Raw genomic sequence first — 17,676 nt, 5'->3', positions numbered from 1 at the left:
GCTGTCAGCTCTTGATTGCTAGCTAGAACCGTTCTTTCCGCAAGTCTCATTTATCAAACAGCGAGTAAAAGGAGATGAATCAAAAAAGGAACGGGATCCTGTACCCAGAGGTTACTTTGTTTCGTTTGTCATGCTCGTTGCAGGTCCTTTTGGGATTGTCAGTCCAACGATTCTCTCAGCAGGTTTTTGTATCGTTTGTCCAAGTTTGACTTATTTGTCCTGGGGGAAACCGGCGGTTCCCTCTGCATTCCTTGTATGTGGGACCTGTATATAGACAATAATGTCCAAGCAGGCCTGAAAGACTATCCTATCAGGTGCGACAGAAGCTTTGTTTCAGGATCTCACGCAAAGACGCAAAGACGCAAAGGGGGAGATGAGTGGACTGATGGGTATCTGTGGCTCGCCCCTGGTTGGCACCGTTATCCGCCTCTCTCAGGATATGCCTTGCGGATTTCCCAATTCTGCCCACCTTTGCAAAATGCCTCACAATTGCAACTGTGTCCGCTAAACACCGCACCGGGAGATCCTCTTTAGAAAAGCGGCTTCAGCTTCATCGCGGATTTCACGAATATTTCCATCTAGATCCGAAATTGCTTCGAAGCCTAATTCTTGCCAAATTCCTTCCAGCTTTTCGACTTTCTTGTCGTTTCTCGAAGTTTCCTTTGTCAATATGAAATCAATAAAATCACAGACCTCCTCCAGCCTTTCAGGAGGTATCTTGTGCAATTTTCGCTTAATCCGAGATAGGGTCAATTGCTCTTTCATGGTGCAATTCCTTCGTTCTTCTATCCGCAAAATGCCAGCTTGGTTTAACGAACTTCTTTCCAGTGACATGCAAAGGCGCGAAAGCTCTAAGATACAACAAGGAAACTTTTACTGATCAAAGTCGCTTCGCCTGCTCTCAAGAACATTACCATAAATGAAGCGCCATGTGCCCGACATTCCCTGCACAATTTTGATTGTACGGACTTGCTTATTCTAAGTCAACCGCTCTAGGTCTCCGATTCTCCATGCATGAGTGCGCAATCATTGACACATCCGCCCTGATTGCCTTGGAGAAACTTCGTCTCTCCCCGGTTCTTTGCGAGCTCTATTCAGAAATCATCATTCCCAGAGCCGTTGTCGACGAATTTGGAACATTGGAATTCCCTTGTCTTTCAATCCGCCAAATCCAAAGTCCCAAATCTTCACAGACGCTCCCGAATATGGTTATGTCATGTGCTCTGAGCCCGGCCCCATGCCTGGCGCAGGGGTCGGACCGAGTCAAGTAACTGAATTAGCATCGAAAACTGTCCGAAATCAGGCGCATTTTGCTCCTAGAGCTGCCATTTTGGTGTCGAAACGGGGGCGCTAACGGGGTCTGGGTGCGGGCCCTCGATGTTTTCCCGTACCATATTCATACGGATGTTTCATTCGATAAGCGAGACGATCATCAAGGCCAAAAATAGAGAAACAACATGGCTTCAACGCGGTGTTCCTTCTTCAGGAAAATCGGAGCTACTTCCAAAACAGTTTTCTCCGCTTTTTGAGGAATTGAAGAGAAGAGGAAAACGGAAGGAACAAGGCTATGGAGTGCTTGTCCGTTGCACAAACGCATGGTATGGAATGTGTTAGTAAAGCCGATGAATCCGGGAGACAGAGGTGACCCAGCAGATATCCAATCCGCATGACAAGTTGTTCAAACAGCTCCTTGGCGAGCCCGAGAATGCTGCAGATTTTGTGGCGAACAACTTCAGAACTCTTGATCTGCGTGAAGTCAGGGTGACACCTCTCCGGCTATTCTCCAGGGGGCACTGATTCAGTGAGGAGTGAGACATCATGAGCAATACATTGGCAAAAGTCAAGAACCTGGAACAATTCTTAAGGAAACATGGAGATGATGCACTCATCTCCCAAACGATTGCCAAGATGTTGAGTTACAAGATCCAGCAATGCGAAAGGGAAATCAGGAAGCTTGATCGAGAGCTGAGGAAGTTCGAGCGAGCACACGGTATGAATTCATCTGATTTCTTCAGGGACTTTATGGATGGCAAATTGGGTGACGAGCTGGACCTCATTGAATGGTCTTCGTTCTATCAGATGCGTCAGCGAGTTTTGGACCGGAAGGCTGAGCTCGAAAGGGTGTGAGCGAGTGATCGAAAACTACTTCCTGGAGTTGCTCCAAAAGCTTTTTGTCAGCCCCGCTGTCTCCTCATTCAAGACGGTAAAAGAGAAAGTCCAGGAAGAGGATGGCTACATCCGAATTAAATGCCGGCTCCAGCGGGGCCACAGGCTTGAATTTGCCGAGTATGTGCAGGCGCATGGCAGCAGTATTGTCGTGGTCACATACAATTATCACTGGCAGGACGCTCATGGAGTCCTGGTCAGAAGATGGGATAATGTCCCACATCACAGAGGTGTGGATTCATTTCCTCACCATCTGCACATTTCGGAGGCCGAAGTGATCGGCTCCGGTCCGACCACGCTTCAAATGGTCCTGAGGGAAATTGAAGCACGGCTGCTCAAACCAGTCTGAAGGATTGCCGGCATGGCGATATCAAAGGGGTCCATGCGAAGTGAACTGACGACTTGTTCGAATCTCTTGATGCTGTAGGACAGCTGTAGGGCAGAATGATATCAGAGTATTTTGCATCCGACACCCGCCCACAGGTAGGCCTGCAAAAAGAGGACAGGTTTTTTGAGCCCCAGTCCCGCCGTTGGCGGGATTGATGGTGGTTTCGGTGCGAATGAAAAAACCGGTTTTGTTGTACTGCTTGATGGAGTTTCCCCGGAACCAGTGTTTGATGCAGGCGTTATTGTCGTAGGGCCGCCAGAAGGTCTCTCATTTAAATCCGGGAATTGCCCCGGCTAAAATTAACCATCATGCCGTTAACCCTTTGCATTTAGCCACTTTCGGAACTTTAGTTTGCTAAATATTATGCTACCGGTACAGATCATGTTATGCTGCAACTCTGGATAAGCGTGCGGAATCAAAGAGAATAGCCGTCGTTAAACACTCTGGGGACATCCGTTGCGATATCAACTGGTTACACAAACTCGCAACATAAGGGTCGGACCGAGTCAAGTGGCTTAATTACCTTTGAAAACTGCCACAAATCAGGCGCTCTTTGCTGTTAGAGCTGCCATTTTGGCGTCGAAACGGGGGCGCTAACGGGGTTTGGGTGCGGGCCCTGGTGGTTTGGATGTTGCCTCGGGTTGGCTTTATTAGAACCGCTAAGGCTCGAAGCCTGTCCTGAGATATCGAAGAGGGGCGCTAAGGAATTGACTTTTTCCCTGATCGGGGAAAAGCCGATCGGGGAGAGAACCAGCCCCTGGAGCTAACAGCGTTCTTTGCGTCTTGAACGACACCTTGCAGCGATTCGGGCTACATGCTAATTTCATTCCCATTCAGCTCGGAGCTCATTCTGACACGTCAGTCGATCACCGTTAAATTAGCCGCCGATAAACGCAGATTAACGCGGATGTGCCCTGTATAGGTCCATCGTGAATTCCTGTCGAAAGAGAAAGGACGTAGGGTGTTTTCTGGGCCGTTTTGTGGTAGTTTCCCCAAGGATTCCATGGTTAAATGAAAATGAGACTTGCCATTTGTGACCTGTATGGCGGGGAGTGCTATGCCGTACCGAATCGAATTTGCAGCGTCGGTGAAAGAGCAGCTCAAGGAGTTGTCCAATCATGAGCGAGCTTTGGTTTTCGATGAAATGGATAAGCAACTCATTCATGAGCCCCTCAAAGAAACAAGAAACCGCAAACCTTTGCGGCCAAATCCCTTAGCTCCATGGGAACTTCGCATCGGAGATTTAAGGGTTTTCTATGACGTAAGTTCCGGACCGCTCATTGTACAGGTCCTCGCGGTTGGTCGAAAGCGGGGCAACAGGCTTTTCATCGCAGGCAAAGAGGTGAAAATATGAAATCCATCGAAATTTCAACAGCATCAAAACCATTGTCCGAGTACGTCGATGAGCTGGGAGATGAGGTACTGGTTCTGACATCCCACCAGCAGCCCATTGCCGCCATTGTCTCCCTAAAGAATGTGGACAAGGAGTCTCTTTCCCTCAGCACCAACGCTGAGTTCATGGCCATTATTGAAAAAGCGAGGGATGAGCTTAAATCAGGCCGGAAGATCTCATTTGAAGATATGAGGAAAGAAGTCCTTCAGTGACACTTGCTCAGCCACATGAATTAGGGCATAGGGCATAGGGTGGAAAAGAGTTAGACTGCACGGCTATGAAATCAACTGCAATTACCAAATCGTTATTGATGCGGGTTCATTGGTTGGAGATTTTGCTGCGAACAACATCCGGGACCTGGCTCAAAGTCCGCTCGTACGAAGCTTCAACCCTATCTTGCTCAGCCACATGTTTATGATGTGGAAAACTTTCTACGTCCCAGTCGGGCGCATTATCCCAGCGGATGAGAAGGCGACCGGCACTGTCCTGCCAATGATAGGCGTATTTGCGTTTCATGCCCCGCATGACGGTTTCGCGAACGTAGAGCTTCGAGCCGTCGGCAAGATCAATTTCCATTCTCAACCGAAGTGAACTGCCGGCTTGTTCGAATCTCTTGATGCTGAAGGACAGAATGATATCGGAGTATTTACGCAGCGTCTGCAACACGCTGGAGCTCCTTGACCTTCGCCTGCCACCACTTCAGGGCGCTAACACAAAATTCCCAGTCTTCCAGGTCCTCCTCCAGCTCAAAGTCTTCCTTGCCCTTCTCACTATGAATGAGCCTCTCAAACTCATCTATCTTCATTCCGTGCTTACGTTCGAAAAACTCACATTCCGCGCTATATTGCTCCGTTCTGGAAAGGGCTACCAGTAGGGCCCAATCCTGCATGAGCTCAGACTTGGAGCTGTATCCTTCTCTCTGAAAAATCTCTTCAAGTTCTTCCGAATTGTTCATCACCTCTTCACCTCCTTGCCGCTGCTGAGAGTGTTTTTTACAACAGCCTTGAGTTCGTTTGGTGCGTTAATTGCGTTCGCCGGAAGATAGCTCCGCTTTGAAGTCGCGATTGTTGGGCGCGTGCACGTCGTTTTGAGCGCTGGGAGATTGAATCATTGGTAGATTGGGCTGCCACTGGCGTTGGATTCAATTTATAGAAACGCATTTGTCGTGTCAAGCCTTAATCAATTTTGAGTTGTGGACTGTTCGTCGTTCTTGGTTGTTATTGGAACCGCTAAGGCGCTAAGGACGCAAAGGATTGGGTTTCATATGGGGTCGGACCGAGTCAAGCGGCCGAATTGCCTTTGAAACCTGCCAAGAATCAGGCGCTTTTTGCTGTTAGAGCCGCCATTTTGGTGTCGAAACGGGGGTGCCAATGGGGTTTGGGTATGGGCCCTGGTGGTTTGGATGTTGCCTCGGGTTGGCTTTGCTGGAACCGCTAAGGCTCGAAGATCGCTAAGGAATTGCCTTTTTCCCTGATCGGGGAAAAGCCGATCAGGGAAAGAACCAGCCCCCTGGAGCTGACGGCGTTCTTTGCGTTCTTCGCGTTTTGCAGGACACCTTGCAGCGATTTGGGCTACATGGTATTAGGTTAAGAATTATCCGGGAGAGAAGGGTGACTCAGCAGATATCCAATCCGCATGACAAATTGTTCAAGCAGCTTCTCGGGGAGCCTGAAACCGCGGTGGATTTTGTGGCCAACAACTTGCCCGCCCAAGTGGTTTCTCATCTGGACCTGAAGACACTGCAGGTGGTGCAGGTATCGTTTATCGACACCCAGTTCGTGCAGTCTGAAGCTGATTTGCTTTTTTCGGTCGCCATTGACGGCCGGCCCGGCTATGTGTATTTCTTATTCGAACACCAGAGCAGCCCGGACGGTTTCATGATGTTGCGCTTACTGGGATACATGGTGCGCGTCTGGCGTCGCTTTCAGGGGGAGCACCGGCAACTGGATCGCCTGCCGGTGATTGTTCCCATGGTTTTGTTTCATGGCCCCAAAGGCCGGCAGACGCCGCTTTCATTCCAGTCTCTGGTGGACATTCCGGCCGAAAGCTTTGTGCCATACACGCCGGCTTTTCAGTGCAAGCTTTACGACTTGTCACCCTTCGGACAAGATCAGCTGGCGGGAAACGCCGTCATACGGATATTGGCGGATTTACTCAGCGCCTACGGAAGCGCTGATTTCCAAGAGCGGGTGCGAAGGGCCTTCGATACCCTCAATGAGCTCTTGAATGCACCCGGGTTTGGGAAGTTGCTGGAGATCGTCTTTCGCTACGTTCTTCAGGTATTCGACATTCCGAAAGAAGAGCTCGGACAACTTGTCACCAGTACACTCAAACGCGATGTGAGGGAGTTCATCATGACCACCTATGAGCAGTTGAAGCAGGAGGGTTGGCAGGAAGGCAGGCAGGAGGGTCGGCAGGAGGGCAGGCAGGAGGGAGCCAGCCTGGTTTTGGCCCGGTTGGTCGCAAAAAAATTTCAGACGCAGCCAGACGAATTGCTTCCCTTGCTTGGCAAGCTCAGTGCTGCGCAACAAGAGGAGTTGATCCAAACAATATTGGAATCATCGACTCTGCAAGACGTCACAGAGTGGCTTGAATCAGTCTGCCAAAACTGAGCCCCAGCCGACCCCTTCGGTCAACCTGACTTCCCGATATTTGTGGAAAAGGTTCAGAAAACTTCACCAATGCGGGGACGACCGAGATTCCGGCGGCCGGCATGCCTCCTAAACGCAGGGTCAAATCATGCCGCAGACGCCGCTCCATTTTTAACACTCGATCTTTTCCGCCAAAGCTCTACGGGCCGCCACTTTGGCGTCGAAACGGGCGCGGTAACGGGGTTTGGGATGGGCCCTGGTGGTTTGGATGTTGCCTCGGGTTGGCTTCATTGGAACCGCTAAGGCTCGAAGATCGCTGAGGAATTGACTTTTTCCCTGATCGGGGAAAAGCCGATCAGGGAAAGAACCAGCCCTGGAGCTAACGGCGTCCTTTGCGTTCTTCGCGTTTTGCAGGACACCTTGCAGCGATTCAGGCTCCATGGTATTAGGTTAAGAATTATCCGGGAGAGAAGGGTGACTCAGCAGATATCCAATCCGCATGACAAATTGTTCAAGCAGCTTCTCGGGGAGCCTGAGACCGCGGCGGATTTTGTGACCAACAACTTGCCCGCCCAAGTGGTTTCTCATCTGGACCTAAAGACACTGCAGGTGGTGCAGGTATCGTTTATCGACACCCAGTTCGTGCAGTCTGAAGCTGATTTGCTTTTTTCGGTCGCCATTGACGGCCGGCCCGGCTATGTGTATTTCTTATTCGAACACCAGAGCAGCCCGGACGGTTTCATGATGTTGCGCTTACTGGGATACATGGTGCGCGTCTGGCGTCGCTTTCAGGGGGAGCACCGGCAACTGGATCGCCTGCCGGTGATTGTTCCCATGGTTTTGTTTCATGGCCCCAAAGGCCGACAGACGCCGCTTTCATTCCAGTCCCTGGTGGACATTCCGGCCGAAAGCTTTGTGCCATACACGCCGGCTTTTCAGTGCAAGCTTTACGACTTGTCACCCTTCGGACAAGATCAGCTGGCGGGAAACGCCGTCATACGGATATTGGCGGATTTACTCAGCGCCTACGGAAGCGCTGATTTCCAAGAGCGGGTGCGAAGGGCCTTCGATACCCTCAATGAGCTCTTGAATGCACCCGGGTTTGGGAAGTTGCTGGAGATCGTCTTTCGCTACGTTCTTCAGGTATTCGACATTCCGAAAGAAGAGCTCGGACAACTTGTCACCAGTACACTCAAACGCGATGTGAGGGAGTTCATCATGACCACCTATGAGCAGTTGAAGCAGGAGGGTTGGCAGGAAGGCAGGCAGGAGGGAGCCGGCCTGGTTTTGGCCCGGTTGGTCGCAAAAAAATTTCAGACGCAGCCCGACGAATTGCTTCCCTTGCTCGGCAAGCTCAGTGCCGCGCAGCAAGAGGAGTTGATTCAAAGAATATTGGAATCATCGACTCTGCAAGACGTCACAGAGTGGCTTGAATCGGTCTGCCAAAACTGAGCCCCAGCCGACCCCTTCGGTCAACCTGACTTCCCGATATTTGTGGAAAAGGTTCAGAAAAGCTTCACCAATGCGGGGACGACCGAGATTCCGGCGGCCGGCATGCCTCCTAAATGCAGGGTCAAATCATGCCGCAGACGCCGCTCCATTTTTAACACTCGATCTTTTCCGCCAAAGCTCTACGGGCCGCCACTTTGGCGTCGAAACGGGCGCGGTAACGGGGTTTGGGTATGGGCCCTGGTGGTTTGGATGTTGCCTCGGGTTGGCTTCATTGGAACCGCGAAGGCTCGAAGATCGCTAAGGAGTCATTTTTTCCCTGATCGGGGAAAAGCCGATCAGGGAAAGAACCAGCCCTGGAGCTAACGGCGTCCTTTGCGTTCTTCGCGTCTTGGCGGTTCCCAATTTTCAAAAGCAAAGACAGGAAAAGCATTTCGGATTTCGGATGGACACTTGCCGAAAGGACACGAGCTTTTACTCGTCACTCGCATTTATGCGGCTTTCACCACTTCGGCCCTTATTTGGGCGCCCTTTTCCTGTTCGACCATGATCAAATCATATCGTGATTGGAGATTCATCCAAAATTGAGCACTATTCCCGAAATACTGCGCTAACCTGAGCGCTGTTTCGGCAGTAATGCCTCGCTTTGCATTTAGGATTTGTGAGATTTGACCGGTCGGCATTCGCAATGCGGATGCAAGGTCCTCTACTGTAATATTTCTTGCATTAAGTTCTCTTCCAAGAATCCGACCAGGATGCACCGCGTTCATATTCTCACCCTGCATGATAATCTACAATCTGAACCTCAGAAGCGTCTCCGTCTTTAAATCGAAAGCAGATTCGCCATGGTCCGTTTATCGTCATTGCCCATTGCCCGGCCCTATCGCCGCTCAGCTTGTGCAGGCCAACACTCCTTAACGGGCTAAGGTCCGACAACCCCGTCGCAGCATCGAGCGCGGCCAGCAAATCCTCGGCAGCCTCAATATCGAGCCCTCGAAACTTGCCAGCTTTACCGGATTCATAAAATCTTCGAGTTCGGCCGTCTGCAAAGGATTTGATCATGTTATACTGTTTGAGAGTGACAAGTTGCATTCCTGGATGCCGGCTTTCGCCGGCATGACGAGCATGGGCGCCAATTCCTACCGTCATTCCGGCAATCCCGCCGGGGCGGGATTAACCCGGAATCCAGAATATCGTGCAGAACGCAACATTTAATCCTTAACGATTATAGTACAATAATCTGATAGATTTCGTAGGTCAAGACAAGTCTTAAGCCGGATGGAAGGCAGAGGAAATTTACCGTGAAATAACCAAGTGACGCGAAGTTTTCCGGGCTCTCTCTCATCGAATCCCCGGAATGCCGAATGAGAAAGCAATAGAAAGGGACAGTGATGTGGAAAACTTTCCACCTCCCAGTCGGGCGCATTATCCCAGCGGATGAGAAGGCGACCGGCGCTGTCCTGCCAATGATAGGCATATTTGCGCTTCATGCCCCGCATGACGGTTTCGCGAACGTAGAGTTTCGAGCCGTCGGCAAGATCGATTTCCATTCTCAACCGAAGTGAACTGCCGGCTTGTTCGAATCTCTTGATGCTGAAGGACAGAATGATATCGGAATTCCGTGCTTCCGTTCGTAAAACTCGCATTCCGCACTATATTGCTCCGTTCTGGAAAGGGCCACCGGTAGGGCCCAATCCTGGATAAGCTCAGACCTGGAGCTTCGTCGTTCGTCGTTCTTGGTTGTTATTGGAACCGCTAAGGCGCAAAGGACGCAAAGGTTTGGGTTTTTTCCCTGATCGGGGAAAAGCCGATCAGGCAAAGATCCAGCCCTGGAGCTAATTCCCTTCTTCGTGCTCTTTGCGTCTTGATGGTTCCTAATTTTCGGTTCCCCTGGTTTAAAGCGTTTGGTGCCGGCACATACAATTACATTTGGGATTGCGGAAATGAAATCTTTTACAGAAGGCAGAGGGCAGAGGGCAGAGGACAGAAGGCAGAAGGCAGAAGGCAATTTCGGATTGCGGGGAAAAACAGCTAAATCACAAAAGCTCTCATGCAAAGGCGCTAAGACGCAAAGGGAAGCGGCGTTTTTGGTTCTTGGTTAAATGGGAAGATTGTTTACAGAAGCAAAGAAAGGCAGCAGGATAGGGATTACGGGTTACGCTTGAGAGCAGTGCTGCTTCGTTTGCTTCGTTGTGTAACACAGAGGGCAGAGTTCCTTGCCCCCTGCTCGCTGCTGCTAAATTACCAAAGCGTTATCGGTGAAGGTTGCTTGCAGCGATTCCGACCATAAGGTATGATTTCAAGAAATAGCTCCAGCATGATCGTGTCGAGCTGGTTTGGTAATCATATGTTCGACATCATTCTTCGAGTAGCTTTAGGCCGCTGATTCTTCGGAAGTCTTGCAGATTCAATGTCACAACCCATAAATCATAGCATTTCGCGGTCGCGCCAATGAATATATCCCTGAATTCCACAATCTCATTTCGCCCTTTCAGATCTCGGTATATCAGCGCAGCTGCTTCCGCTATATCATCGTCAAAGAAAACCGAGTCTATCCATCTCGTTATCTTGCTGATGTCCTCGCGATGTCTTGCTGTTTTTGCTCCGGAATACAACTCGAACAGGGTCACAGAGGACATGAAACAAACATTATGTTCCTTAATTTTCCACAGGCGCGAATTCTCTTTTTTCCGCTTCCGTAGAAAGTCGATTACAACCGATGTGTCCACTAAAATTCTTCTACCGGCCATGACTTTATTTTCACATCCTCTTCGCTGATGTCCCATTGCGAAACAGATTGGAAGTCCCTCTTCCACTCAGCACGATCATCCAGAACAGGAGCTCTTTTAAACGGTATCACGATCACCTCAACTTCCTTCCCATAAAATGTGTCAGGCAAGTCTATCGTAATTCGCCTTCCCTCAACCTTTTTGATTTCCCTGACTACTTGCATTCTAGATCCTCTGCAGATGAATAACTGTCCACAATTGCACCTTAACAAACGTCTGAAATTGAACCACAGTCGTATGCATGGAGCCCGCCTCCCACTTGATTTTAAAGCAAGCTGGATCTGAGTCAACACAAACACACAAACGATTTGGTTCTTCGCGTTTGGTACTTTTTTGAATTTTGAGTTTTGAGTTGTCCCCTGTTCGTGGCTGCCCTCGCACTTAATGCTTTCAGTCAAAATGAACACACAAAATCTGTGCCGTTCTTTAAAGTTCTTGGTTTGTCGTTCTTGGTTCTTGGCAAGAGGGAAATTGACTCTGCCTACTACTGGGAGTATGCTGCCACTGTATCCCGAGCTCACAAGAAGGAGGCTCCATGACCGAACTGCTCAAGAAGGCTTTTGAGGCCGTCTCAAAACTTCCCCAGAAAGCCGGGATGCCATAGCCGCAAGGATGCTGATGGAACTGGAGGATGAAAGCCGCTGGGATGAAGCCTTTGCCATTATGCAGTCAAAGCGAGGCCAAGATGATCCGGCCGCCAAATAAACCGGCAACCTCTACACTTCCCAATGAGAGATGCACATTGCCTGAGTTGGCCGATGTATCCTAACATCAAGCGTCAGGTCGCAGCTGTCTCGCCTTCGTCGATAGACGAGAAGTTCGTGATCTTCACAGCGCCATCGGGAAAACGAGCCACGATGTCGAGTGTTCCCCCCATGGCCTCGATCGTCGCGCGCAACGTGGAAATGTACATATCGGTTCGCTTTTCCAGTTTGGCTATATTGGGCTGTTTGATGTGCAGAAGCTTCGCCAGCATTTCCTGGGACACTCCCCGAGCACGGCGCAACTCATGCAAAGGCATCTCCGCAACCATTTCCCGATAACGCGCCTCGGATCGGGCGATTGCTTCAGGCGACATTTTGGCTTCCAGTTCAGCAAATTTACGAGCCATCCTTTAAGCCCTCCCTGCGCAATGTTTCTAAATGTTCATTGTAGAGCCGATCTGCGATGGGCACATATTCGTCATACCAGCGATCGTCTCCAGTTTTCTCTCCACCGATCAGCAAAATCGCGCATCGGCGAGGATCGAAGGCATAGAGCACGCGATAAGGTCGGCCGGTGTGCTGAATGCGCAGTTCGCGCATGTTGCCGTGTTGTGACCTTTTAATACGCGCCTTTTACAGTACTTCTGGTAACTGACTGCTTTAAGGCAACGTATCTTAAATGCAGATGATACGGAATCGGAGATCACTCATGAAGACTAAAGCAGTGAGCAGTACCTTAACCCTTGATGAACTGTTGCAGGAGATGCACTCACTGGAGGAAGACCTGGCCGGCTATGAGCGTAAATATGGAGTGCTTTCAGAAACCTTTTATGAATCCTATGACGGTGTCGAATTACAAAAAAGCACTGGCATCCACCTTGAAGTAGTCGCTCAGCGTCCTGATATGGGCTTTGCTCAGTTGGCGTTCACCCTTAAGGATCTTGTGCCCCAAGGAACGCTCCCCGAGGAGCCTGCCCAAATCAGATTCATTCATACCGCTGAATTCCAACAGCTTCTGCAAGAATTCAAGCGGAGACACTTTAGGTAAGACCATTGGATGATACATGTTTTCATAGACTTCTATGAGAGCGCTGAAAATATCCAACTGATCCTGCTCGGCCTCGGCAAGACTATCTTCGCCCTTTATGGCGAGCTGATCCACTACCTCGATGGCTCGCAAATAATCGTCCTCGGTTCTCAAAGGCCAAACAGGGTAAATCTTGGCGCTCGAAAACCCTGCCGTCCCTTCTCGCTGAGATCCTTCTTTGCCGGGCGGTACAACGGCTACCATAGACGTTCTCCTTTTCCTCTAATACTTTTCTTTCCAGGCGCCCTTGCTGTACTCGGCATGGGTTAAAACGTCCAGAATAAAGATTTTTCCCCTGTTATAGTGGATCGATGCTATCAGCCTGTAGTTATTCCAGCTAATATTGAAGACTGTCGCGGTTCTCCCGCTTTTCACCTCGACTGCATCAGCACTTGGAAAGACACGGCGAACATGGTTGATGTGCTCCCATTTTGCCTTATTTGCAACGCGATACCAATCTTCTAATGGGGATCTCGCCGGTTTATGAACTTCCCAAAAGCGTCTGAGCTTGTCCTTCGTAATGATCCACATCCTCCATCCTTAACCTTCGCCATATTATGGCTATCCGTGTACGTTCTGTCAACATGGCAATTAACAGACTTTTGAGTTGCGGGCTGTTCTTCGTTCTTCGTTGCTGGTTGCTGACTTTGAGCTATGCTCAGTTTTCAGTCTTGAATTTTGAATTTCCGCCTGTTCGGGGGTGCTGACCGCAATAACGTTTTCAAGAATGTGTGGACACACAATCTGGGTCATAATGCAGTGCTCAGAGGATTGAGGGGGAGACGGGAATCATTCTCGGATTTGGGATTTCGAATCTCGAATTTCGGAAATGAAATTGTTATCAGCGAAGTCTACTTGCAGCAACTTGGGCCTTAAGATATGATTGAAAAGAACTGATGGTTTTTCTTATTCGAACTGTATCGACAAGATCTTCAGGAAAGACAAAGGCATGGATACTGTGACTCAAAAGTTAGACACAAAGCAGCGCGAATAGGCCCCTCATGCGGCGGCGGAGGTGAACAGCGCGTGACCGAGATCATTGAACTGGCGGATCAAAATGCTTTGGACGTGACGAGATCCATGATGGAGATGTCATATGGAAACGACGAGGACGAAATGTGTCCACCTGCCTGAACTCAATCTGAGAGAGGATGAGATACGGCTTCTCCTTGCGATTAAACTTCTCGACGACGGTCTTCTCTCGTTGGGAAAGGCTGCTGAAGTCGCTGGATTCTCAGAGAGGGCATTTGTGGAAATTCTCCTCCAAAGAGGAGTGGCTCCCATAAAGTACACCGATATGGACCTGTACAAAGAGCTTGAAAATGCATGAGAGCGCAGTCATTGACACATCCGCCCTGATTGCCTTGGAAAAACTTCGTCTCTCCCCGGTTCTTTGCGAGCTCTATTCAGAAATTATCATTCCCAGAGCTGTTGTCGATGAATTTGGAACATTGGAATTAACTTGTCTTTCGATCCGCCAAGTCCAAAGTCCATTGATAAACTTGTTTGTCGGTGAGCTTGGTTTGGGTAGAGGGGAATCAGAGGTGATCACCCTTGGCGTTGATTCTGGCATGAGGGTAGTCATTGATGATTCCAAAGCACGTAAAATCGCCGAATCCCTTGGCCTGAAAGTGGTCGGGACGATAGGGATTTTGATGAAATCCGAAGGGATGGGATTGATTTCGAGCGCCTATGAGGAAGCAACTAAGCTAAAGGAAGCAGGTTTTTACTTAAGCGAGAGACTGCTGGATGAACTTTCCAAATGGAACAAGTAGTTCTTTGCTGGAACTCTGAACGGGATTGAGAGTGGCCAGGCTTTGGGCAAATCCGCTCTTTGTGCTTGGTTCCTGGTTCTTGGTTCGTCGTTCTTGGTTAAAAAGAAATGATTGCACGGATTACGATTTGCGCTTTTGAGCAGTGCTGCTTCGTTTGCTTTGTTGTCGCTTTTTCTTCCGAAACCCGAAATGCCTCAAAAAAGCTTTACCAATAAGGCAACCACAGCGATGCCGGCGGCCAGCATGCCTCCCAAACGCAAGGTCAAATCGTGCCTCAGACGCAGCTCCATTTCTTTCATATCGCGGCGTAGCTCTTCAATATCTCTTTTCAGAGCTGCTTCAACTTCATTGAGGTCTTTTCTCAGGGCCGCATCGAGTTCCTTGAGGTCTCTTCGCAGGGCCGCATCGAGTTCCTTGAGGTCTCTTCGCAGGACTACCTCAAGTTCCTTCAGATCGCGTTTGGTAGCTAAATGCCCGTCGATCAGTTCGACGATCACCTGCGTCTGAACTTCGGCTTGCTCCTCAGTGAACCCTACCGCCCTTAACTTCTTTACATATGCGTGTGTGTCGAACCCTAATCCACTCATGGCTGCTCCATACATTGATTTAGACTATACCGCCGCATGCGGGAAGTCAACGTTCAACGTTCTTCGTCAAAAAAAGATTGTTACAGGAGGAAACGAAGAGAAGGAAGGGGACATGAAAGGCATTTCAGTGAGCAAAGTGCCTCACAATTGCGACTGTATCTGCTAAATACCGCATCTAGAGATTCTTTCCAGAAGTCCCGTTTCAGTTTCCTGCCGGATTTCGCGAATACTTTTATCCAAATTTGAAATCTTTTCGAAGCCCAGCTCTTGCCAAATTCCCTCCAGCTTTTCGACCTTCCGGTCGTTTCTTGAAGTTTCTTTTGTCAGTATAAAGTCAATGAAATCAACAATCTCTTGAAGCTTTTCCGGAGGTATCTTGTGCAACTTCTGTTTGATCCGAGATACGGTCAGTTGTTCTCTCATGGTACAAATCCTTTTTCTTTGCGTTCTTCGCGCCTTGGCGGTTCCCAATTTTCAAAAGCAAAGACAGGAAAAGCATTTCGGATGGACACTTGCCGAAAGGACACGAGCTTTTACTCTCGCCGCTAAGCTTGTGCACGCCAACGCATCACCGACACGAAATCACGCGGCCACGGAACTTCATGATAACACCACCATATCGTCACCGCGTGGTTTCGTGTCCGCGAGCATGCCCTTGTTACCGCCTTCCAGTTTCTCGTAAAGTGTCTCTGGTGCTACATCTGCACCATTTGGCCATGCTATTGTGCCGCCCTCTATCGTGGCCATCTTAAAATACTCTATGTCTCGCAGAGGTTCGAAAATCGGTCCTCTGCCTATGTAATCTGAAAAATCAATCTCTCCCTCTAGACCATCATCAAATGCTATTCTGTATACGTAGCCGCCTCTGTAATTGATTTCAGATACTTCATTTAGATTCCACATTTTAGTCCTCAATCTAATGGGGGTATTTTTGTCGCCGTTCTCGACTTGAGATCCCCTCGTAGTATGTTACCCCTGAAATCGAAAACCGCCTTCATTCCTTGGTACTCAGCATGAAAATGTGGTGGATCGTGATCGTCATAGTACATTCTGATAATGATACCAAAGAACATAGACAATATGGGCATCTGTATCCTTTGTATCGTTTCTTCGTAGGGCAACGCGTTAACACTCTTTAACGGGCTAAGGTCCGACAAAGCCGTCGCAGCATCGAGCCCTGCCGGCAAATCCTCGGCAGCCTCAATATCGAGCCCTCGAAACTTGCCGGCTTTACCGTATTCATAAAATCTTGAGTTCGGCCGTCTGCAAAGGATTTGATCATGTAGTACAATATTTTGATAGATTTCATAGGTCAAGACAAGTCGATTTCGGAAACAAAAATACGTCCCAGGCTGGGGAGTGGAGGTACCTGAGTTCGGAGTTGAGCCACGCGATTATGAAATCAAGAGCAATTACCAAATCGTCATTGATGGAAGGCGAGTATTTACCCAGCGAATTCTTTCGAATTGTTCATCACCTCTTCACCTCTTCACCCCCTTGCCGCTGCTGATAAGGTTGTTTTACAACAGCCTTGGCGTTCTTTGCGCCTTTGTGGTTCATAAATAAGCGCTAAGCCTGTCGGCTAAGCCTGGGGTCGGACCGAGTCCAGTGGCTGAATTACCTATGAACTTACGTTTCCCCTCTGCTCTCACCAGAATTCCGACTTGACGGACTTAGTCAAATAAACTAAGTTGACTCAAAGTATGCAAAAAAACCATTACTTGGCAGCTTGCTACTCCGATGAGGTGAAATGCCGATATCCCGTCAGGCGGCAACAAGACCCGGTCCGGAAAGGGAGGAAACGATGAAGGCTGTCAATGTCCACGAAGCAAAGACAAAGCTCTCGGCTCTCCTGGCTGAAGTGGAAAAAAACGGGGAGCGTATCTCTATATGCCGGAATGGCAAACCCGTGGCCGACCTGGTGCCCCACACGCACCCCGATCGCCTTGCACCGCATCCGGTCATGAGCGCCATTAAGATCAAATATGATCCGACAGAGCCTCTGAATGATGATGAATGGCCGGAGACAAACTGATGTTGCTGGATACATGCGCTTTGCTCTGATTACCTTTGAAAACTACCACAAATCAGGCGCTTTTTGCTGTTAGAGCCGCGATTGTGGCGTCGAAACGGGGGCGATAACGGGTTCTGGGTGCGGGTTTGGGTGGTTTGGATGGTTTGGATGTTGCCGCGGGTTGGCTTTATTGGAACCGCTAAGGCTCGAAGGACGCTAAGGAATGGGTTTTTTCCTGATCGGGGAAAACCGATCAGGAAAAGATCCAGCCCCTGGAGCTAACGGCGTTCTTTGCGTTCTTCGCGTTTTGCAGGACACCTTGCAGCGATTCGGGCCACATGCCAATTTCATTCCCATTCAGCTCGGAGCTCATTCTGATACCTCGGTCCATCACCGTTAAATTGGCCGCCGATAAGCGCAGATTAACGCGGATGTGCACCAAATCGTTATTGATACGGGTTCATTGCTTGGAGATATTGCGTTTCATGCCCGCCATGACGGTTTCACGAACGTAGAGCTTCGAGCAGTCGGCAAGATCAATTCCCATTGTCAGCCGAAGCGAACCGCCGACTTGTTCGAATCTCTTGATACTGTAAGACAGAATGACATCAGACTACTTACGCAGCGTCTGCAACACCCCGGAGCTCCTTGACCTTCGCCTGCCACCACTTCAGGGCGCTGAGAGAAAATTCCCAGTCTTCCAGGTCTTCCTTGTTCTGCCCGCATTGTGACA

26 protein-coding genes and 1 pseudogene are annotated in these 17,676 nt (G+C 49.5%); 11 read left to right on the top strand and 16 right to left on the bottom strand.

What is annotated here, in order from left to right:
* Nucleotides 1-504: 504 nt before the first annotated feature.
* Nucleotides 505-765 (bottom strand): DUF2281 domain-containing protein, encoded by a 261-nt coding sequence (locus tag K1V27_RS16590; protein ID WP_258931165.1) that lies wholly within the window; start codon nucleotides 763-765, stop codon nucleotides 505-507.
* 245 nt (nucleotides 766-1,010) lie between these two features.
* Here K1V27_RS16590 and K1V27_RS23240 point away from each other — a divergent pair, with 245 nt between their 5' ends.
* The 6 genes from K1V27_RS23240 (at nucleotide 1,011) to K1V27_RS16575 (ending at nucleotide 4,159) form a co-directional block, all read left to right on the top strand.
* The gene (locus K1V27_RS23240) at nucleotides 1,011-1,271 is read left to right on the top strand and encodes a PIN domain-containing protein (RefSeq protein ID WP_492226230.1); all 261 of its coding nucleotides are present in this window, start codon (nucleotides 1,011-1,013) and stop codon (nucleotides 1,269-1,271) included.
* Between the two features lie 370 nt (nucleotides 1,272-1,641).
* A complete protein-coding gene (locus K1V27_RS22900; protein WP_353740599.1) occupies nucleotides 1,642-1,797 on the top strand; it encodes an Rpn family recombination-promoting nuclease/putative transposase in 156 nt (51 codons plus the stop codon).
* 21 nt (nucleotides 1,798-1,818) lie between these two features.
* Nucleotides 1,819-2,127 (top strand): hypothetical protein, encoded by a 309-nt coding sequence (locus K1V27_RS16585; protein ID WP_258931164.1) that lies wholly within the window; start codon nucleotides 1,819-1,821, stop codon nucleotides 2,125-2,127.
* Between the two features lie 4 nt (nucleotides 2,128-2,131).
* The gene (locus K1V27_RS16580; protein ID WP_258931163.1) at nucleotides 2,132-2,515 is read left to right on the top strand and encodes a toxin-antitoxin system TumE family protein; all 384 of its coding nucleotides are present in this window, start codon (nucleotides 2,132-2,134) and stop codon (nucleotides 2,513-2,515) included.
* Nucleotides 2,516-3,596: 1,081 nt separating this feature from the next.
* A complete protein-coding gene (locus K1V27_RS22895) occupies nucleotides 3,597-3,908 on the top strand; it encodes a type II toxin-antitoxin system RelE family toxin (RefSeq protein WP_353740598.1) in 312 nt (103 codons plus the stop codon).
* The gene (locus K1V27_RS16575) at nucleotides 3,905-4,159 is read left to right on the top strand and encodes a hypothetical protein (protein WP_258931162.1); all 255 of its coding nucleotides are present in this window, start codon (nucleotides 3,905-3,907) and stop codon (nucleotides 4,157-4,159) included. The genes K1V27_RS22895 and K1V27_RS16575 overlap by 4 nt, the downstream gene beginning before the upstream one ends.
* A gap of 106 nt (nucleotides 4,160-4,265) precedes the next feature.
* Here K1V27_RS16575 and K1V27_RS16570 read toward each other — a convergent pair whose 3' ends face one another.
* Together K1V27_RS16570 and K1V27_RS16565 are read right to left on the bottom strand one after the other, a co-directional pair.
* The gene (locus tag K1V27_RS16570) at nucleotides 4,266-4,613 is read right to left on the bottom strand and encodes a toxin-antitoxin system TumE family protein (RefSeq protein WP_258931161.1); all 348 of its coding nucleotides are present in this window, start codon (nucleotides 4,611-4,613) and stop codon (nucleotides 4,266-4,268) included.
* The gene (locus K1V27_RS16565) at nucleotides 4,594-4,902 is read right to left on the bottom strand and encodes a hypothetical protein (protein WP_258931160.1); all 309 of its coding nucleotides are present in this window, start codon (nucleotides 4,900-4,902) and stop codon (nucleotides 4,594-4,596) included. The genes K1V27_RS16570 and K1V27_RS16565 overlap by 20 nt, the downstream gene beginning before the upstream one ends.
* Before the next feature lie 655 nt (nucleotides 4,903-5,557).
* Here K1V27_RS16565 and K1V27_RS16560 point away from each other — a divergent pair.
* Together K1V27_RS16560 and K1V27_RS16555 are read left to right on the top strand one after the other, a co-directional pair.
* On the top strand, nucleotides 5,558-6,559 hold the full coding sequence (locus K1V27_RS16560; protein WP_258931159.1) for an Rpn family recombination-promoting nuclease/putative transposase: 1,002 nt from the start codon (nucleotides 5,558-5,560) through the stop codon (nucleotides 6,557-6,559).
* 453 nt (nucleotides 6,560-7,012) lie between these two features.
* Nucleotides 7,013-7,990 (top strand): Rpn family recombination-promoting nuclease/putative transposase, encoded by a 978-nt coding sequence (locus tag K1V27_RS16555; RefSeq protein WP_258931158.1) that lies wholly within the window; start codon nucleotides 7,013-7,015, stop codon nucleotides 7,988-7,990.
* Between the two features lie 488 nt (nucleotides 7,991-8,478).
* On the opposite strand, the gene K1V27_RS22890 is transcribed toward K1V27_RS16555, so the two are convergent.
* From K1V27_RS22890 to K1V27_RS16525, 9 genes and pseudogenes are all read right to left on the bottom strand, one after another.
* Nucleotides 8,479-8,757 carry a HigA family addiction module antitoxin gene (locus K1V27_RS22890; protein ID WP_353740597.1) on the bottom strand — a complete coding sequence of 93 codons (279 nt, stop codon included), beginning with the start codon at nucleotides 8,755-8,757 and terminating at the stop codon, nucleotides 8,479-8,481.
* Between the two features lie 4 nt (nucleotides 8,758-8,761).
* Nucleotides 8,762-9,049, bottom strand: coding sequence for a type II toxin-antitoxin system RelE/ParE family toxin (locus tag K1V27_RS22885; RefSeq protein WP_353740596.1), 288 nt, complete (start codon nucleotides 9,047-9,049; stop codon nucleotides 8,762-8,764).
* Nucleotides 9,050-9,198: 149 nt separating this feature from the next.
* Nucleotides 9,199-9,633 (bottom strand): toxin-antitoxin system TumE family protein, encoded by a 435-nt coding sequence (locus K1V27_RS16550; RefSeq protein ID WP_258931157.1) that lies wholly within the window; start codon nucleotides 9,631-9,633, stop codon nucleotides 9,199-9,201.
* A gap of 711 nt (nucleotides 9,634-10,344) precedes the next feature.
* Nucleotides 10,345-10,737, bottom strand: coding sequence for a type II toxin-antitoxin system VapC family toxin (locus K1V27_RS22880; protein WP_353740595.1), 393 nt, complete (start codon nucleotides 10,735-10,737; stop codon nucleotides 10,345-10,347).
* Nucleotides 10,716-10,940: a hypothetical protein gene (locus tag K1V27_RS16545; protein ID WP_258931156.1), complete on the bottom strand. Its 225-nt coding sequence runs from the start codon at nucleotides 10,938-10,940 to the stop codon at nucleotides 10,716-10,718. The genes K1V27_RS22880 and K1V27_RS16545 overlap by 22 nt, the downstream gene beginning before the upstream one ends.
* A gap of 614 nt (nucleotides 10,941-11,554) precedes the next feature.
* A complete protein-coding gene (locus K1V27_RS16540; RefSeq protein WP_258931155.1) occupies nucleotides 11,555-11,887 on the bottom strand; it encodes an XRE family transcriptional regulator in 333 nt (110 codons plus the stop codon).
* A pseudogene (locus K1V27_RS16535) lies at nucleotides 11,877-12,104 on the bottom strand (type II toxin-antitoxin system RelE/ParE family toxin); the annotation flags it as partial. The gene K1V27_RS16540 and the pseudogene K1V27_RS16535, both read right to left, overlap by 11 nt.
* A gap of 229 nt (nucleotides 12,105-12,333) precedes the next feature.
* Nucleotides 12,334-12,771: a helix-turn-helix domain-containing protein gene (locus K1V27_RS16530; protein WP_258931153.1), complete on the bottom strand. Its 438-nt coding sequence runs from the start codon at nucleotides 12,769-12,771 to the stop codon at nucleotides 12,334-12,336.
* An 18-nt stretch (nucleotides 12,772-12,789) separates the two neighbouring features.
* A complete protein-coding gene (locus K1V27_RS16525) occupies nucleotides 12,790-13,098 on the bottom strand; it encodes a type II toxin-antitoxin system HigB family toxin (RefSeq protein WP_258931152.1) in 309 nt (102 codons plus the stop codon).
* A gap of 565 nt (nucleotides 13,099-13,663) precedes the next feature.
* Here K1V27_RS16525 and K1V27_RS16520 point away from each other — a divergent pair.
* Both K1V27_RS16520 and K1V27_RS16515 read left to right on the top strand, forming a co-directional pair.
* Complete coding sequence (locus K1V27_RS16520) at nucleotides 13,664-13,897, top strand: UPF0175 family protein (protein WP_258931151.1); 234 nt, start codon at nucleotides 13,664-13,666, stop codon at nucleotides 13,895-13,897.
* Nucleotides 13,890-14,342, top strand: coding sequence for a PIN domain-containing protein (locus tag K1V27_RS16515; RefSeq protein ID WP_258931150.1), 453 nt, complete (start codon nucleotides 13,890-13,892; stop codon nucleotides 14,340-14,342). Before K1V27_RS16520 ends, K1V27_RS16515 begins: the two co-directional genes overlap by 8 nt.
* 194 nt (nucleotides 14,343-14,536) lie before the next feature.
* On the opposite strand, the gene K1V27_RS16510 is transcribed toward K1V27_RS16515, so the two are convergent.
* From K1V27_RS16510 to K1V27_RS22875, 4 genes are all read right to left on the bottom strand, one after another.
* The gene (locus tag K1V27_RS16510; RefSeq protein WP_258931149.1) at nucleotides 14,537-14,929 is read right to left on the bottom strand and encodes a CCDC90 family protein; all 393 of its coding nucleotides are present in this window, start codon (nucleotides 14,927-14,929) and stop codon (nucleotides 14,537-14,539) included.
* A gap of 162 nt (nucleotides 14,930-15,091) precedes the next feature.
* A complete protein-coding gene (locus K1V27_RS16505; RefSeq protein ID WP_258931148.1) occupies nucleotides 15,092-15,352 on the bottom strand; it encodes a DUF2281 domain-containing protein in 261 nt (86 codons plus the stop codon).
* 177 nt (nucleotides 15,353-15,529) lie between these two features.
* Nucleotides 15,530-15,832 carry a DUF2442 domain-containing protein gene (locus K1V27_RS16500; RefSeq protein WP_258931147.1) on the bottom strand — a complete coding sequence of 101 codons (303 nt, stop codon included), beginning with the start codon at nucleotides 15,830-15,832 and terminating at the stop codon, nucleotides 15,530-15,532.
* A gap of 8 nt (nucleotides 15,833-15,840) precedes the next feature.
* Nucleotides 15,841-16,002: a DUF4160 domain-containing protein gene (locus tag K1V27_RS22875; RefSeq protein WP_435051674.1), complete on the bottom strand. Its 162-nt coding sequence runs from the start codon at nucleotides 16,000-16,002 to the stop codon at nucleotides 15,841-15,843.
* 677 nt (nucleotides 16,003-16,679) lie between these two features.
* On the opposite strand from K1V27_RS22875, the gene K1V27_RS16495 reads away from it, so the two are divergent.
* Entirely contained in the window at nucleotides 16,680-16,964 is a 285-nt protein-coding gene (locus tag K1V27_RS16495; protein WP_258931146.1) for a type II toxin-antitoxin system Phd/YefM family antitoxin, read from the top strand.
* The last annotated feature ends 712 nt before the right edge of the window (nucleotides 16,965-17,676 follow it).

The sequence above is a fragment of the Desulfoferrobacter suflitae genome, from assembly GCF_022603395.1.
Classification (GTDB): Bacteria; Desulfobacterota; Syntrophobacteria; order Syntrophobacterales; family Syntrophobacteraceae; genus Desulfoferrobacter; species Desulfoferrobacter suflitae.
Note: the sequence above shows the minus strand (reverse complement) of the source record. Positions and strands in the feature narration are given on the sequence as shown.

Excerpts from the sequence above, each read along its gene's own strand:
- K1V27_RS16540 (WP_258931155.1), bottom strand. The coding sequence starts at position 11,887 with ATGGCTCGTAAATTTGCTGAACTGGAAGCCAAAATGTCGCCTGAAGCA.
- K1V27_RS16495 (WP_258931146.1), top strand. The coding sequence starts at position 16,680 with ATGCCGATATCCCGTCAGGCGGCAACAAGACCCGGTCCGGAAAGGGAG.
- K1V27_RS16505 (WP_258931148.1), bottom strand. The coding sequence starts at position 15,352 with ATGAGAGAACAACTGACCGTATCTCGGATCAAACAGAAGTTGCACAAG.
- K1V27_RS22890 (WP_353740597.1), bottom strand. The coding sequence starts at position 8,757 with ATGAACGCGGTGCATCCTGGTCGGATTCTTGGAAGAGAACTTAATGCA.
- K1V27_RS16530 (WP_258931153.1), bottom strand. The coding sequence starts at position 12,771 with ATGGTAGCCGTTGTACCGCCCGGCAAAGAAGGATCTCAGCGAGAAGGG.
- K1V27_RS16515 (WP_258931150.1), top strand. The coding sequence starts at position 13,890 with ATGCATGAGAGCGCAGTCATTGACACATCCGCCCTGATTGCCTTGGAA.
- K1V27_RS16545 (WP_258931156.1), bottom strand. The coding sequence starts at position 10,940 with ATGCAAGTAGTCAGGGAAATCAAAAAGGTTGAGGGAAGGCGAATTACG.
- K1V27_RS16510 (WP_258931149.1), bottom strand. The coding sequence starts at position 14,929 with ATGAGTGGATTAGGGTTCGACACACACGCATATGTAAAGAAGTTAAGG.
- K1V27_RS23240 (WP_492226230.1), top strand. The coding sequence starts at position 1,011 with ATGCATGAGTGCGCAATCATTGACACATCCGCCCTGATTGCCTTGGAG.
- K1V27_RS16575 (WP_258931162.1), top strand. The coding sequence starts at position 3,905 with ATGAAATCCATCGAAATTTCAACAGCATCAAAACCATTGTCCGAGTAC.
- K1V27_RS16565 (WP_258931160.1), bottom strand. The coding sequence starts at position 4,902 with ATGAACAATTCGGAAGAACTTGAAGAGATTTTTCAGAGAGAAGGATAC.
- K1V27_RS22875 (WP_435051674.1), bottom strand. The coding sequence starts at position 16,002 with ATGTTCTTTGGTATCATTATCAGAATGTACTATGACGATCACGATCCA.
- K1V27_RS16500 (WP_258931147.1), bottom strand. The coding sequence starts at position 15,832 with ATGTGGAATCTAAATGAAGTATCTGAAATCAATTACAGAGGCGGCTAC.
- K1V27_RS16585 (WP_258931164.1), top strand. The coding sequence starts at position 1,819 with ATGAGCAATACATTGGCAAAAGTCAAGAACCTGGAACAATTCTTAAGG.
- K1V27_RS22895 (WP_353740598.1), top strand. The coding sequence starts at position 3,597 with ATGGCGGGGAGTGCTATGCCGTACCGAATCGAATTTGCAGCGTCGGTG.
- K1V27_RS22885 (WP_353740596.1), bottom strand. The coding sequence starts at position 9,049 with ATGATCAAATCCTTTGCAGACGGCCGAACTCGAAGATTTTATGAATCC.
- K1V27_RS16525 (WP_258931152.1), bottom strand. The coding sequence starts at position 13,098 with ATGTGGATCATTACGAAGGACAAGCTCAGACGCTTTTGGGAAGTTCAT.
- K1V27_RS16520 (WP_258931151.1), top strand. The coding sequence starts at position 13,664 with ATGGAAACGACGAGGACGAAATGTGTCCACCTGCCTGAACTCAATCTG.
- K1V27_RS16550 (WP_258931157.1), bottom strand. The coding sequence starts at position 9,633 with ATGCGAGTTTTACGAACGGAAGCACGGAATTCCGATATCATTCTGTCC.
- K1V27_RS22880 (WP_353740595.1), bottom strand. The coding sequence starts at position 10,737 with ATGGCCGGTAGAAGAATTTTAGTGGACACATCGGTTGTAATCGACTTT.
- K1V27_RS16590 (WP_258931165.1), bottom strand. The coding sequence starts at position 765 with ATGAAAGAGCAATTGACCCTATCTCGGATTAAGCGAAAATTGCACAAG.